This is a genomic window from Bradyrhizobium iriomotense, assembly GCF_018129405.1.
GTDB lineage: Bacteria > Pseudomonadota > Alphaproteobacteria > Rhizobiales > Xanthobacteraceae > Bradyrhizobium > Bradyrhizobium iriomotense_B.
Window position 1 is genome coordinate 148,305 of record NZ_JAFCLP010000012.1, and the last position, 13,670, is coordinate 161,974.

A 13,670-nucleotide genomic window follows, 5' to 3' on the forward strand; every position below is an offset into this window, starting at 1 on the left:
GGTGGAGATCCCGTGTTAACGGCGGCGCGCAAAGCTTTTTATTCCAATCACAACGCCCAGAACGGCAAGTGCGGCTCCCACGAGGGGGATGCCCAAAACAACAATCACAAAAGGATCGGAGGTGGCGTTCGGCTTTTTGAGTTCAGAGTAAAACAAGACTCCCGTGCAAAGCCCAGGCAGGAGCAAGACAATTCCTGCAATGACGAGAAACAATGTTAGACATCCACTGGGCGAATCTATCCAGGGCGCCTGCGGCTGAGATCGATCAGGCGGAGGTGGAGTGCCGGCATCGCTCACCGCGGCACCCCTTCGCCCTGCCTCACCTCGCGATAGGTCTGCCCGGCCAGCGCCGCGCGGATGCTGTCGATCTTTCCATTGCGGTAGAACAGGTTGTAGGTGTCGAACGGAATGATCGCGCCCTGCTCCGTCACGAAATGGATGCAGCTGCGCTTGACGTTGCCGACGCAGAAATTGAAGCGGTCGAGAAACTGCACGATGGTGACGCGGAAAACGTTCTCGTAAGAGAGCCCTTCCGGCACCTGAAAGCTCGGCAGGCAGCACAAGAGTTCGCAGACGCGCTCGGAGGTGTTGAGCGGGCCCGACGACAGCGAGAACAGGTCGATGAATTTTTCCCGCAGCATCGGATATTTTTCCGGGCTGATGGTGTTGGGCATCACCGCAACCAGTTGCTCCTGCGGGATCAGCGAGGTCAGCGGCAGCACCTTCTCGCCATTGCGCAGGCCATAGCCGATCGAGATGCTTTCGGGGTTGCAGGGCAGCGGGATCATGTCCTTGTCGCCGAACACGCCGGTCTCGACCACGCGCTTGCGGATCTCCGACAGCATGATGCGGTCGGTGGTCTTGTCGAAATGCTCGTTGCGGCCGGCATCCTGCACCGGCTGCAACGTGACGCCGCGCACGCATTTCCAGGTCAGGGCGTGGCGAACGATGTCGCCGATCTCGGCATCGTTGACGCCGCGCTTGATGGTCGCGACCAGCGTGGTCGAGACGCCAAAATGCTCGAGATTCTCCAGCGCCTGCTGGCGGATTTTTCGTAAATCCGCGCCGCGCAGATTGATCAGCGCATCGCGCTGAAGCGAATCGAACTGGAGATAGACCTCCAGCCCGCGCCTGTTCTCGGCGAGCCGCGCCACAAAGTCCTTTTCGCGGGCGATGCGCAGGCCGTTGGTGTTGATCATGACGTGGCGGATCGGGCGGGCGCGCACGGCGTCCAGGATCTCGAAGAAATCAGGATGCAGCGTCGGCTCGCCGCCGGAAATCTGTACGAGGTCGGGCTCGCCTTCGCTCGCGACCAGCGCGTCGAGCATCTTCTCGACCGTCGCGAGCGGCGTGAATTTCGTTCGTGCGGGCGAAGATTCGGCGAAGCAGACCGGGCAGGTGAGGTTGCAGTGCTCGGTGATCTCGATCAGCGCCAGGCAGGAATGCTGCTCGTGGTCGGGACAGAGGCCGCAATCATAGGGACAGCCGAATTCGGTGCGCTGCTGGAATTGCAGCGGCCGGTCGCCCGGCTTGATGAAATCCTTGCACAGGCGCCAATAGGCGGCGTCCGTCGACACCAGCGTCGACTGCACGCCATGCTCCTTGCAGCGCTTTTCGTACCAGACCTCGTTGCCCTGGATCTGTATCTTGGTCGGCACCAGCTTCAGGCAGGTCTCGCAGAGGGATTGGGTCTGGCCCCAGAAGATGTAGGGACGCGACTTACGCAACGGCGCGTTCATGCACGGGTCTCGCTTTGGGCGCCGTCGCCAGCATGACGGCGGCATAGAGCAGGATGGACAGCGACAGCAGGTGAAACAGGGTGAAGGGGCCGATCAGCGTGCCGTAAGGCTTGAGGAATTCCCACAGGAAGCGTTGCGCTCCGTAACAGGCGAGCACCAGGTAGAAACCATTGGTGATCGTGAATGCGTTCCGGTTCAAGACCGCCAGCACATAGACAAGCGCGAATAGGGCCATGGCCGCGCTCTCGTAGAGCTGCACGGGATGGCGGAGAACGCCGTCGCCGAAGTCATGGCCGAAGGGCAGCGCCGTCGGCGTGCCGTAGGTGAAGTCGTCGAGGCCCGCGAAATAGCAGCCGAGCCGGCCGATCGCGATGCCGAGCGCCAGCGGCAGCGCAAACCGGGCGCCGGTTCGGACCGTGATCCCTGCGGACCATTTGTAGAGCTCGATCGCCACGATGCCACCGGCCAGCGCGCCCTCGACCGAGCGCGCAATGCCGCTCTGACCCGACAACCACAGATTGGCGGACCCGAACAGATAGGCGCCAACGCCGGCGCCGAACACCAGCGCGGCGATATAGGGCAGCTCGAAGGATTGCGCCGGAAACTGCAATCCCCGTCGCGACAGCCAGGACAGCGCGGCCGCCGCCGCCAGCCACGCCGCAATGTCGAAGACCGTGTGAAGGAGTGCCCCGCTCATGCGGGGAAGAGTATAGCACGGCGACGTTCAGAAAAGCGCGCCGCGCGTTACTGTGCCCTCTCCCCCTGCGGGAGAGGGCAGCTCCGCCATTAGCCACAAGCTCATTGGGGTGAGGGGTCTCTCTCGGCGGACGAACTCGTGGAGAGAACCCCTCATCCGGCGCTTCGCGCCACCTTCTCCCGCAAGGGGAGAAGGAAGAAGCAAGATTGCGCCTCTACCCGGCCTCCCGCTCCTCGGTCGGATACACCCCGCGCAGCACTTCCTCGAAGTGCATCTTCACGGCGTCGTTGCACCGGCAAGCCCGCAGCCGCAGGCCATCGCGGTTGCGGACCAGGATCGATCCGCGCCTTGTGTCGAGCACGCCTTCGGCCCTGAACGACTGGAGCACGCGGCTCGCATAGCTGCGCCCGACCCCGAGCAGCGTTGCAAGCTGCTCATGCGTCAGCGGCACGCTGCTCTCGTCGCCGGTCCGCTCCATCGCCGCCAGAATCCATTTCGCCGTGCGCTGCTCGATCGAGTGAATGGCGTTGCAGGCGGTGGACTGGAAGATCTGCGCCAGCATGCAGTCGGCGTAGCGCACAAATATGTTGCGCAGCGACGCCGAGCGCAGCTTGGCTGCCTCGAGCTTGCCGACATGAATGCGCGCAAAGGGACCGCCAAATTTGACGCAGATGCGAGTGTAGGCCGGCAGGAATCCTTCGCTGACGATGCCGCCTACCGCGCCCTCGCGGCCGACCAGGATGGTCTCGACATCCCGGCCGTCCTCATTGGGCACCAGAAAGGTTGCGAGCGCCGGACCGCAGGGGAAATGGACGACCTGAACGTCGTCGCCGGGATTGTAGAGCAGTTCGCCTGCCGCGGAGTCTTCGACGGTCACATAGGGTGCGAGCAGCGCATAGTCCGCCTGGCTCAAGCGCCGCAGCAGATTGTTGGCCGGTCGGCTCTCGACCTCGCTCGTCTTGTCGATGCGCGCATCCATCGTGAACCCCCTGTCCTCCTCTCGACATTAGCGAGTTCCGTCCATCTGCTGTGTGCACAAGTGGACAGACTGGGGAACGGCGATGTGGTGGGTTTCGTTCCAGGAACCCTCCGGTGCGCTGGGCGCAGGCATCGTGTCGCGGCAGTCCTGATCCGACAAAACCTCACGCAGAAGATGTGATCATGGCACCCGCATTCTCCAATGGCTCAGGCCGGCCTGCTGATATTCTGATCGTCGAGGACGATCCGATCATTGCGATCGATTTCGAGGATCGCCTCATCGGATTCGGTGTGACGAGCGTGCGGACCGTCGGCTCGGTGACGCAGGCGCTGGAGGCGATCGCGAAGCGCGCCCCCGACTTCGCACTGCTCGATGTCGAGCTGATCCGCGAGACGAGCTTTGCGATCGCCGAGCGGCTGGTCGCGCTCAAGATCCCGTTCGTCTTCGTCACCGGCCACGATGCCGACGCGCGGATACCGTCCGAATTCGCCGGCCAGCCGCGCTTGCAGAAGCCGTGCTCGAGCGACGCGCTCGAGGCGGCGCTTCAGATAGGTGCCATGGAATAGCGTCAGGCCTGCCTGGGATCGAGCGTGGTCGACCACAGTGCGATGTCGGCGCGGTCGCGCAAGGTCACCGTCATCTGGCCGGAGGCGCCATCGATCTTGACGTGACCGAAGAACTGCATGCCGGCTGACGGCGGCAGATTCTGCTTGTCGGCACCGGGCGCCTTGACGAAGCGCACTTCGGGCCCAAACGTGTTGTCGAGCGCGTTGGGTCCGAAAGTGCCAGCGTGCAGCGGGCCCGAGACGAATTCCCAAAACGGCTCGAACTCCTGGAATTGCGCCCTGTTCGGATCGTAATAGTACGCGGCCGCGTAATGCACGTCCGCCGTCAGCCACACCGTGTTGCTGATCGGCGCCATCTTGATGAAGCGGAGGATGTCGGCGATCTCGAACTCGCGGCCGCGCACCGGGCCGTCGCCCTGCGCAATGGCTTCCGAGCCGCCTTTCGGCGTGTCCGAGACGATCAGGCTGATCGGCATGTCCGAGGCGATCACCTTCCATGTCGCGCGCGAATTCAGGAGGCCGCGCTTGAGCCAGGCGATCTGGTCCGGCCCGAGGAAGTAACTCGCCGGGCCGTAAGCGGTCTCGAGATTGGCGCCGTTCGGGCCGCGATAGCTGCGCTCGTCGAGCACGAACACGTCGAGATGCGGGCCATAGGAGATCTGGCGATAGACGCGGCCGGGCTCAACGATGCTCTCGCGCATCGGGTACATCTCGTGGAAAGCGCGACCGGCGCGGGCGGCGAGCAGCGAGATGTCGCGCACCTTGTAGGCGGCCGGCAGCTCCTTCGACAGCGACCAGTTGTTGGTCACCTCGTGGTCGTCCCACTGCACGAAGATCGGCACCTCGGCATTGAAGGCACGGAGATTGTCGTCGGTGAGATTGTATTTGTGCGCAGCGCGGTACTCGTCCAGCGTCTCGGCAACCTTGGCCTTCTCGGGAATCGTGACGTTCCTCCAGATCTTGCCGTCGGCGAGTTTTACTTCGGACTGGATGGGACCGTCGGCGTAGATCGTGTCGCCCGAGTGCAGGAAGAAATCCGGCCGGTGCTTGCGCATCGCGGAGAAGGTGAACATGCCGCCGTCGTCAGGGTTGATGCCCCAGCCCTGGCCTGCGACGTCGCCGCCCCAGACGAAGCTGACGTCGCGGCGGTCCGCCGGCGCGGTGCGGAAGCGGCCGGTCACCGGCTCGCCTTCGATCGCGCTGTGTGAGAGATCGCGGAAGCGAACCCGATAGAAGATGTCCTGTCCGCCCGGCAGGTTCTCGATCAGCATCTTTGCGGTGAAGTCGCTTTCGGGCAGCGCCGCGATCGGCGGCAGTGCGCGGGCATCCTTGAAGGACTCGGTCGTCGCCACTTCGACCAGCATCTGCGCTGGACGGTCGGCGCGCGCCCACACCACGCCGCCGTCGACGGTGACGTCGCCCGACTGCACGCCATGCGTCACCGCCGGCCGGTCGGCTGCGCGCGACAGATAGGGCATTGCGACGGCGCCGAGCGCGCCGGCGCCGGTCGCGAGGAAACGGCGGCGGGAGAATTTGATGTTCATGGTGGATTCGCCGGTTGTATTAGGCGCATCTAGCGCCGTCATTCCGGGACGGTCCGAAGGACCGGACCCGGAATCTCGAGATTCCGGATTCGCGCTTCGCGCGCTCCGGAATGACGGTAAGGTCTATATTGAGGCAATGTGACGCAGCAATAACGCGGGCAAGCCTTTACGCGTTGCCGGCGGCCCTGAACTGCGCGCCCGCGCGTTGCAGGTTTTGCGGCAGGCTCATCAGCACCGCCTTGCGGTCGGCGACGGCGGCGTGGAACTGGTCGAGTGCGATGTTGAAGGCCGTGAGCCCGCCTTCCTCGATTGCGCCGTGATCGAAGCAGTGCAGCGTGTCGCGCAGGATCTCGTCGGCCTCGGTCTGCATCTGGTCGAGCTCTTCCGCCGTCTCGCTCTTGCGCGCCGCGGCGATCATGTCGAGCAGGCGTTCGCGCAGATGGCTGTTGTTGTCGCGCTCGTCCTTCTTGAGGTAACCCGCAAACCAGGCACCGATCGAGCCCATGGCGGAGAGCGCCATCAGGCTCCACCAGATGTAATCACTGTATTTGTCGAGGAAGGTCTTCTCCTCGCCGTCGACGAAGGCGGCCGCGCCCGGATGCACCGGGATCACGGCGTCCTTGTCGGTGTCGGGCGTTTCGATCTTGGCCGCCAGCGGGAATTCCGTCACCAGTTGCTGCCGCACGGCGAACAGCTGGCGCGTGAACGCCGCGATGGTGGTTTCGGATACGCCTTTGCGCGCCACGATGTGATGCGAGAAGCTGATGGTCTTGACCTCGTCATCGGGACGATCGGGCGAGCCGCCATAGGTGCCGGCGGGAATCTCGGAGGCTTCATAGACCGGATGATTCTGCGCGATCGCATCCGCCGAGTCGATCGCGAGGAAGGTCGGCGTGCCGAAATCCTTGGTGGAGGCGGCGATGGCGTCCGCCGTGATCTTGCTGTTGACGGGACCGGCCGCGAGATAGACATCGGCCTTCTGGGACTTGATCGCCTCGGCGGCTTCGTTGGCCGGGAACTGGATGATCTCGACCTTGGCGGGATCGACGCCGTATTGCTGCAGGATCACCTTGAGCAGATTGACGTTGGCCTGGGTGCGGCCGACCACGCCGACGCGATGGCCGGCAAGCTGCGCGATCTTGGTGATCTTGGCGCCCTTCTTCTTGCCCTTGCCCTGGACCGACCACAGCACCACGACGTTCTTGCGCAGGGTCGCGACCGCCTGCGCGTTCTTCGGCACATCGACGTCGCCGCGCACGATGGCAAGATCGACCTTGCCCTCCGCGAGCGCCTCGGCGCTGGCGGTGGCGCCATCGGTCTGGATCGGGCGCAGCCGCACATAGCTCTTGTTCTGTGAGAAGGCCTGCGTCAGCGTCTGCACGACCTTGACGTCGTCGCTATTGGCGGGGCCGACCGCAACCTTCAGCGTCACCGGACGCATCGCGAAATAATAGCCGCCGACCAGCGCGCCGATGATCGCAAGCACCAGCGCGAGGGACACGAGCGCCGTCTTCCGCGCCGCTGATCGCGGCGAAGGCGGAGTGGGCGCTTCGGCCAAGTCCATACCCCCGGTCATCGATCTCCCAAACAGGCGTTTCAGGCTCAGCTTCATCTCGGCCGGCGATTTAGGCCCGCAATTGTAGCAAATTTCTTGTCCGGCGGGGTTACATCTCCGTCATGGTTAGCGGATGGAGGAAAATCCCCCTCGTGAACCCGGACCGTAAGCACGGTGTTAGGGTAAAGTTCCCCTGAAGCATGGAGACGATCATGGCAGAACGGCTGGCGGCGGAAGCACGCAAGCAGGCACTGGGTGGTATCCCGGGCTGGAGCGAGGTCGGCGGGCGCGACGCGATCGCGAAAACCTTTGTCTTCAAGGATTTCAACGAGGCGTTCGGCTTCATGACCCGCGCGGCACTGGTCGCCGAGAAAATGGACCATCACCCAGAATGGCGTAACGTCTACAAGACCGTGGAGGTGGTGCTGTCGACCCATGATGCCGGCGGCGTCACGGCGCGCGACATCGAGCTCGCCAAGGCGATGAACGCCATCGCCAAGCTGACGGGTTAGCTGACGGGTTAGCTGACACCTGGCTGACATCTTGCAGCGCCCGGCCGCATCCCCATCTTGTGATCAGCGGGACATGCGGCGATCCGCCGCTCCTGGCTGAACGGGGAGTTTTGGAGCATGGCTGCCGAGCACAGCGTCGGCTTCGAGCCGGCCGATCGGCTCGCGGAGGATCGTGAGAGCGTCCGCCGCCGCTTCTGGCGCAAGCTGAAGCGCGTCGCCGCGCAACTGCCATTCGCCGAGGATCTCCTGGCGGCCTATTACTGCGCCTTCGACCGGCAGACGCCGCGCCATGTCCAGGCGTCGCTGCTGGGGGCGATCGCCTATTTCATCCTGCCGTTCGACTTCGTCGCTGATGTGATGCCGATCCTCGGGTTCGCCGATGACGCCGCCGTGCTCGCCACCGCCATCCGCATGGTCGCCACCCACATCACGGCCGAGCACCGCGAAGCCGCCCGCGCCGCGCTGAAGCGCGGTGTGGAGGAGGGGGAGGCGGCGCAATAGCCGTTTGTTGACGGCACCCCGTAGCCACATCCTCCGTGTCGTCCTGGCGAAAGCCAGGACCCATTACCCCGCGTGGTAATGGTTGCGGGCGGTGCTCACTCCGTGTCTTCGCCAAACGCCTCTCGGTGGTAATGGGTCCTGGCTTTCGCCAGGACGACATCGGGGAGGGGCTACTTCTTTTCCGCCCGCGCTTTCTCCGCGTCCCACGCCTGGAATTGCTTGAACAGCGTTTCCCTGTCCGCATCGGACACGTTCGCTGCCGAGGGACTCTGCTTCAGGAACGCCTCGAAGCGCTGGCGCGTCACTGGCTCGACGCCATGCTTGTCGAGCCATTGCTGCGCCACCGGCAATCTGTTCCAGCCGGACAGCGGCGCCGCGAGCGAGACCTCCTTCCACTTGGGATGGAAGGGCGGGTTCTGCAGCGCGGGGAATTTCGTGAAGAATGCGTCCACGAACAGCTGGAGCTTGCGATAGCGCTCGGTGTTGGGCGCCCAATTATAGGCCGCGAGCACCGCAGGCACGGCGATCGTGTCGACGCTCTCGCCCTCCTTGATCAGGTTCGGATAGTCCTTCGTGGTCAGCGTCGCCGGCAGATAATCGCTCTGCAGCGGCTTGGCATAGTCCACCTTCGCGAGATGGAAGCGGCCGTCATTGCCGAAGGTCGAGACCGACTTGTACGGCTTGCCCCCGACCACGATGACGGCGTCGATCTCGCCGGCCTTCAGCTTCTCCATCGCGATGCGCTGCTCGACATAGACGAATTTCGCCTTGATCCCGAGCCGCTCGAACACGGTGAGCGCGGTGACGAAGGTGCCGCCGTTCGGCAGGTCGACGCTGACCGTCTTGCCTTCGAGATCCCTCAGCGTGGCGATCGACTTCGGCGCGATCACCTGCATCTCTTCGTTGTAGAGCTTGGTCACATAGGTGAACTGCTTCTTGATGTCCTTGGCAAAACCCTTGCGCTCGAGATAGTCGAGCGTGTCGGCGCGCACGATGCCGAGATCGACGCCCTGCAGGAACAGGATGTCGGCGACGCTTTGCACCGAGCCGCGGCCGACGATCGGCAGCACGCGGATCTTGTTGCCGTCGTCGAGCACCGAGGCGAGATCGGCGCCGAACTGCACATAGGTGCCGCCGATCGTGCCCGTGATCAGTGTGACGGTGTTCGCATTCAGCGACTGCTTGGTCGAGCTCGAGCCGAACTGGAAGATGGCCTTCAGGCTGTCGGAGACCTTGGCCGGATCGTATTCGCCCTGCTCGGCATGGGCCGCGAAGGCACAGATGGTCGCGATGGCGGCAAGCGCCATTTTCAGAACGTTGCGCATGATGTCCCCTGAAGTGGTCTAGTTCGAGAGCTGGGCGAGGCGCTTGCGCGCCTCCGCTGATCCGAGGCTGGCCGCGCGCTGGTACCAGTCGCGTGCGGCTGCCGCGTCGGCAGTGACCCTCCGCGCATCGCTGGTGCCGAGCACTGCCGGATCGTAGGTCTGCGCCAGCAGCAGCGCGGCCGTTGCGTCTTTCGCATTGGCGGCGCGTTCGAGCAGCAGGCGTGCGGCGGCGATATCGCCCACGCCGATCAGGCTTTTCGCGCGCGACATCAACCCCGCCAGCGTATCTGCATCGAGCGTCCTGGCAGGCTCGGGCGGTGCAGGCTGTGCCGCGACGGGCGCCGGCACTTCAACTTGGCTTTGGGCTTGCAGCGCAGTCTGGTAGGCGGTCGCGATCGCTTCGCGGCTTGGCGTCGAAGCCACCGGAAGCTCTTTCTTGTCGGCGCTCGCCAGCATCGCGTTGGTCACGCGGGCCGGATCCTTGAGCGGGGCCTGGGGTGCGGTCGGCAGATTGGCCTGAGCTGCGCCTGTTGCGCTGCCGGCATAGTCGGCGATGAGGCCGCGCAGGTCGGACTGAAACAGCACGGCTACGATCGCCGCGGCGGATATCGCAAGCCCGGCAGCGACAAGAGGCGCGACCCTGGTTCTGGGGCGCAGTGCCAGCGACGCATATTCCCGTGGCTCCGGTGCTCCGCGCGGGTCGGACAGAAACAGTGGAATTGGATCGTCCTGTGGAAGCTCGGCGCGCCTGGCGCGCGCACGGATGTAGTCCGCGGTGGACGAATGTGATGCAGATCGATCGGAATCGAGCGCGCGCGACTCCTTCGACGGACGGTAGGCCGTCGTCTCCATGGTGTGATGCTCCCCATTACTGACGCAACGCAGGGGCAGTCCCGGCTTCAGTCTTCTTGTTGTTGTCCAGAAGCGCCCCGCAAACTGGAACCGGTAAATCGCCGTCCGATTCAGCCCAAAAAACGACGGCGGTTTGCGCGAATCTGGAGATATTTGGGTTTGATTACGGCGGCGCAGGGGAATGCACCGCAATTTTGGCGGTAATGGTTGACGGGGGATTTTACTGAGGGTGCGGCGGTACGACATCGCGATGCTGCGGTCGTTGACGTTGCCCCGCGACGTCCACCGCTGTCATGCCCCGCGAAGGCGGGGCATCCAGTACGCCGCGGCTTCTCGGCTAAACCACTGGCCTCTCTGGAATACTGGATCGCCCGGTCAAGCCGGGCGATGACGGTTGAGTGTGTGGCGAGCGTGCTTGTGCGATGGCATCGCCAGAACATCCTCACGGATGCAGGATCACCTTGCCCATGGCCTGGCGTCCCGCCAGCACCTTCAGCGCATCGGCGGTCTGCGCCAGCGGGAAGGTGCGGTCGACATGCGATGAAATCTTTCCTTCCGCGGTCCACTTCACGAGCTTCTCGAGATTGGCGCGGTTCTTCGCCGGGTTGAGTCTCGTCCAGGCGCCCCAGAACACGCCGCGGATATCGCAGCCCTTCAAGAGCGCGAGGTTCAGCGGCATCTTCGGGATGTCGCCGGCGGCAAAGCCGATCACGAGGAAGCGGCCTTCCCAGGCGATCGAGCGCAGCGCCTGCTCGGCGTAGGCACCACCCACGGGATCGAAGATGATGTCGACGCCCTTGCCGCCCGTCAGCTTGCGCAGGCCTTCCTTCAAATCTTCCTTGCCGTAGTTCAGCGTCAGCTCGGCGCCATGCGCCTTTGCGAATTCGAGCTTCTCGTCGGACGAGGCGCAGGCGATCACCTTCAGGCCCATCAGCTTGCCGAGCTCGCAGGCGGCAAGGCCGGTGCCGCCGGCGGCGCCGAGCACCGCGAGCGTCTCGCCCGGCTTCGGGCTCGCGCGATCCTCCAGCGCATGCAGCGCGGTGCCGTAGATGATGATGATGCCGGCCGCGCGGTCGTAATCGAGATTGTCGGGGATCTTGACGATCGAGGCCGCCGGCAGCGCGATCTTCTCGCGCGCGCCGTTGTGGCCGCAGGAGGCGACGACGCGATCGCCGACCTTCAGGTCAGTCACGCCGGGGCCGATGCTCTCGATCACGCCGGCGACTTCCGCGGCGGGCGAGAACGGGAACGGCGGCTTGATCTGGTACTTGCCCTGGATCATCAGGATGTCGAAGAAGTTCAGCGCCGCCGCCTTGATCGCGATCACGGCTTCGCCGGGGCCCGCCACCGGATCCGGCACTTCGGCCAGCACGAGATCGTCGGGCTGGCAATATTGCGAGCAGAGGATGGCTTTCATGGCAGCACCTTGGGGCGTTTCGAGTGGAATTTTGGTTGGGTCGGTTTTGCCGGATTTAGGCAGTGGCGACAATCCGGATTCTTTGTCGGTTGCGCTCTGGTCTCTCCCCGACGTCGTCCTGGCGAAAGCCAGGACCCATTACCCCATCTCGAAGTTGGGCGCAGGCTGCCAGCGCATTTGCCGCGTGGCGGATTATCTTCGTCAAACTTCTCGTGGTGGTAATGGGTCCTGGCTTTCGCCAGGACGACGAGAGATGAGAGTCTTTGCTTCGTCGCGATGGCGTTCGATGAGAAAGGATTCAAACGATGTTTGAAACGGGTCTGCTTGGGGGCAAGCGCATCCTCGTCACCGGTGGCGGATCGGGCCTCGGCGCTGCGATGGGACGCCGTTTCCTCGCGCTCGGCGCCGAGCTTGTGATCTGCGGCCGCAAGCTCGACCGGCTCGAGGCCACGGCGGGCGAGATGCGCGCAGAGACCGGCGGCAAGGTCGCAACGATCGCCTGCGATATCCGCGACGGTGCGGCCGTCGACGGCATGATGGACGCGATCTGGCGCGAGGCGCCGCTGGACATCCTCGTCAACAATGCCGCCGCCACCTTCATCGCGCAGAGCGAGCATCTCTCCTTCCGCGCCGCGGATGCGATCCTGGCGCCGACGCTGCATGGCGCGATGTATTGCTCGCTCGCCGCCGGCCGGCGCTGGATCGAGGGCAAGCATGGCGGCGTGGTGCTCTCGATCCTCTCGACCTCGACCATCACCGGCCGCGCCTTCACGGTTCCCTCGGCGATGGCGAAATCGGCGGTGCTGGCGATGACCAAAAGCCTCGCGGTCGAGTGGGGTCCGAAGGGCATCCGCACCGTCGCGATCGCGCCGGGGCCGTTCCCGACCGCGGGCGCATCGGGGCAGCTCCGCCCCGAAGGTCGCGACGAAGGCTGGACCGCGCGCAACCCAATGGGGCGCACCGGGGAGCATAGCGAACTCGCCGATCTCGCGAGCTTCCTCGTCTCCGACCGCGCCGCCTACATCAATGGCGAGATGGTGGTGATCGACGGCGGCGCGCATTTGCGCAGTTCCGGTGCCGAGGACCTGCTCGGCTGGACCGACGCGCAATGGGTCGCCCAGCGCGCCGCGCGATCCAGGACCTGATCGTCGCCACGTCCCCTAACTGCCTTCCCAAATTGAACTTTCCCGGTTATCCCTGCTGCGGGGACAAAGCGCGGCCGAGCCATCTTCCAGTCACAATATTGAGGGAACCACTCCAGCATGTGGCGGGTGCTATCTTTTGTTTTGATGGTCGGCATGACGACGTGCGGGATCGCCGATCTCGCGCGGGCGCAGACGGCGCAACCGGCGGCGAAGAATGCACCGAAAGCGGCTGCGCCGGCGGCAAAGACGGCAGCAAAGCCCGAGAGCAAGCCGGCGGCCCCGGCTGCGGCGGTTGCCGGTGGCGCGGAGCCGACCCTGATCGGCCAGTTCGGCACCTGGGGCGCCTATTCGGCGACGCCCAACGGCAAGAAGGTCTGTTTCGCGCTGGCAAAGCCTTCGTCGTCGAAGACCAACCCGCCGAATCGGCCGCGCGATCCCGCCTATGCCTTCGTCTCGACCCGGCCGGCGGAAAAGGTGAACAACGAAGTCTCGGTCATGATCGGCTACGCGCTGAAGCCGGGCTCGGAATCCTCGGTCGAGGTCGGCGGCGCCGCCTTTGCGATGTATACGCAGGGCGACGGCCTCTGGATCAAGAACGCGGCCGAGGAGGAGCGGATGGTCGAAGCCATGCGCAAATCCGCCGATCTCGTGGTCAAGGGCGTCTCGGCCAAGGGAACGGAGACGACCGACACGTTTTCGCTGAAGGGTCTCGCCCAGGCGCTCGACAAGATCGCGCAAGACTGCAGGCGTTAAGATTGCCGGCGTTAAGGCTGCGGCCGATAAGGTCGCAATCGGCGGTTCCGGTTGCTATATAGGGGCGGTTCCAAGTTTTTCCGTC

At 64.4% G+C, this 13,670-nt stretch carries 14 protein-coding genes; 5 read left to right on the forward strand and 9 right to left on the reverse strand.

The genetic code is table 11. The features are described 5' to 3' along the window. Nucleotides 1–15 precede the first annotated feature (15 nt). The 4 genes from JQ592_RS23790 to JQ592_RS23805 form a co-directional block, all read right to left on the reverse strand. Complete coding sequence (locus JQ592_RS23790) at nucleotides 16–213, reverse strand: hypothetical protein (protein ID WP_211405209.1); 198 nt, start codon at nucleotides 211–213, stop codon at nucleotides 16–18. An 80-nt stretch (nucleotides 214–293) separates the two neighbouring features. Next, nucleotides 294–1,739: a radical SAM protein gene (locus JQ592_RS23795; RefSeq protein ID WP_211405210.1), complete on the reverse strand. Its 1,446-nt coding sequence runs from the start codon at nucleotides 1,737–1,739 to the stop codon at nucleotides 294–296. After that, nucleotides 1,720–2,436, reverse strand: a complete 717-nt coding sequence (locus JQ592_RS23800) for a prolipoprotein diacylglyceryl transferase (protein ID WP_211405211.1) — start codon at nucleotides 2,434–2,436, stop codon at nucleotides 1,720–1,722. Before JQ592_RS23800 ends, JQ592_RS23795 begins: the two co-directional genes overlap by 20 nt. Nucleotides 2,437–2,650: 214 nt before the next feature. Continuing rightward, nucleotides 2,651–3,415, reverse strand: coding sequence for a Crp/Fnr family transcriptional regulator (locus tag JQ592_RS23805; protein WP_211405212.1), 765 nt, complete (start codon nucleotides 3,413–3,415; stop codon nucleotides 2,651–2,653). Between the two features lie 182 nt (nucleotides 3,416–3,597). Here JQ592_RS23805 and JQ592_RS23810 point away from each other — a divergent pair, with 182 nt between their 5' ends. Next, a complete protein-coding gene (locus tag JQ592_RS23810) occupies nucleotides 3,598–3,981 on the forward strand; it encodes a response regulator (protein ID WP_211405213.1) in 384 nt (127 codons plus the stop codon). A 2-nt stretch (nucleotides 3,982–3,983) separates the two neighbouring features. Here JQ592_RS23810 and JQ592_RS23815 read toward each other — a convergent pair whose 3' ends face one another. Further along, complete coding sequence (locus JQ592_RS23815) at nucleotides 3,984–5,525, reverse strand: alkaline phosphatase D family protein (RefSeq protein ID WP_211405214.1); 1,542 nt, start codon at nucleotides 5,523–5,525, stop codon at nucleotides 3,984–3,986. A gap of 166 nt (nucleotides 5,526–5,691) precedes the next feature. After that, the gene (locus JQ592_RS23820) at nucleotides 5,692–7,137 is read right to left on the reverse strand and encodes a TAXI family TRAP transporter solute-binding subunit (protein ID WP_211405215.1); all 1,446 of its coding nucleotides are present in this window, start codon (nucleotides 7,135–7,137) and stop codon (nucleotides 5,692–5,694) included. A gap of 155 nt (nucleotides 7,138–7,292) precedes the next feature. Between JQ592_RS23820 and JQ592_RS23825 the strand changes: the two genes are divergently transcribed. Both JQ592_RS23825 and JQ592_RS23830 read left to right on the forward strand, forming a co-directional pair. Beyond that, nucleotides 7,293–7,592: a 4a-hydroxytetrahydrobiopterin dehydratase gene (locus JQ592_RS23825; RefSeq protein WP_211405216.1), complete on the forward strand. Its 300-nt coding sequence runs from the start codon at nucleotides 7,293–7,295 to the stop codon at nucleotides 7,590–7,592. A gap of 117 nt (nucleotides 7,593–7,709) precedes the next feature. Then, nucleotides 7,710–8,093, forward strand: coding sequence for a YkvA family protein (locus JQ592_RS23830; protein WP_211405217.1), 384 nt, complete (start codon nucleotides 7,710–7,712; stop codon nucleotides 8,091–8,093). A gap of 170 nt (nucleotides 8,094–8,263) precedes the next feature. Here JQ592_RS23830 and JQ592_RS23835 read toward each other — a convergent pair whose 3' ends face one another. The 3 genes from JQ592_RS23835 to JQ592_RS23845 all read right to left on the reverse strand — a co-directional run bounded on the left by JQ592_RS23835 (nucleotide 8,264) and on the right by JQ592_RS23845 (nucleotide 11,687). Beyond that, nucleotides 8,264–9,418 (reverse strand): TAXI family TRAP transporter solute-binding subunit, encoded by a 1,155-nt coding sequence (locus JQ592_RS23835; RefSeq protein ID WP_211405218.1) that lies wholly within the window; start codon nucleotides 9,416–9,418, stop codon nucleotides 8,264–8,266. A gap of 18 nt (nucleotides 9,419–9,436) precedes the next feature. Beyond that, nucleotides 9,437–10,270 (reverse strand): hypothetical protein, encoded by an 834-nt coding sequence (locus JQ592_RS23840; RefSeq protein WP_211405278.1) that lies wholly within the window; start codon nucleotides 10,268–10,270, stop codon nucleotides 9,437–9,439. A gap of 442 nt (nucleotides 10,271–10,712) precedes the next feature. Continuing rightward, nucleotides 10,713–11,687 (reverse strand): NADPH:quinone oxidoreductase family protein, encoded by a 975-nt coding sequence (locus tag JQ592_RS23845; protein ID WP_061880125.1) that lies wholly within the window; start codon nucleotides 11,685–11,687, stop codon nucleotides 10,713–10,715. Nucleotides 11,688–11,992: 305 nt separating this feature from the next. Here JQ592_RS23845 and JQ592_RS23850 point away from each other — a divergent pair, with 305 nt between their 5' ends. Further along, the gene (locus JQ592_RS23850; protein WP_211405219.1) at nucleotides 11,993–12,832 is read left to right on the forward strand and encodes an SDR family oxidoreductase; all 840 of its coding nucleotides are present in this window, start codon (nucleotides 11,993–11,995) and stop codon (nucleotides 12,830–12,832) included. A 117-nt stretch (nucleotides 12,833–12,949) separates the two neighbouring features. Then, the gene (locus tag JQ592_RS23855) at nucleotides 12,950–13,585 is read left to right on the forward strand and encodes an invasion associated locus B family protein (RefSeq protein ID WP_211405220.1); all 636 of its coding nucleotides are present in this window, start codon (nucleotides 12,950–12,952) and stop codon (nucleotides 13,583–13,585) included. Nucleotides 13,586–13,670 lie beyond the last annotated feature (85 nt).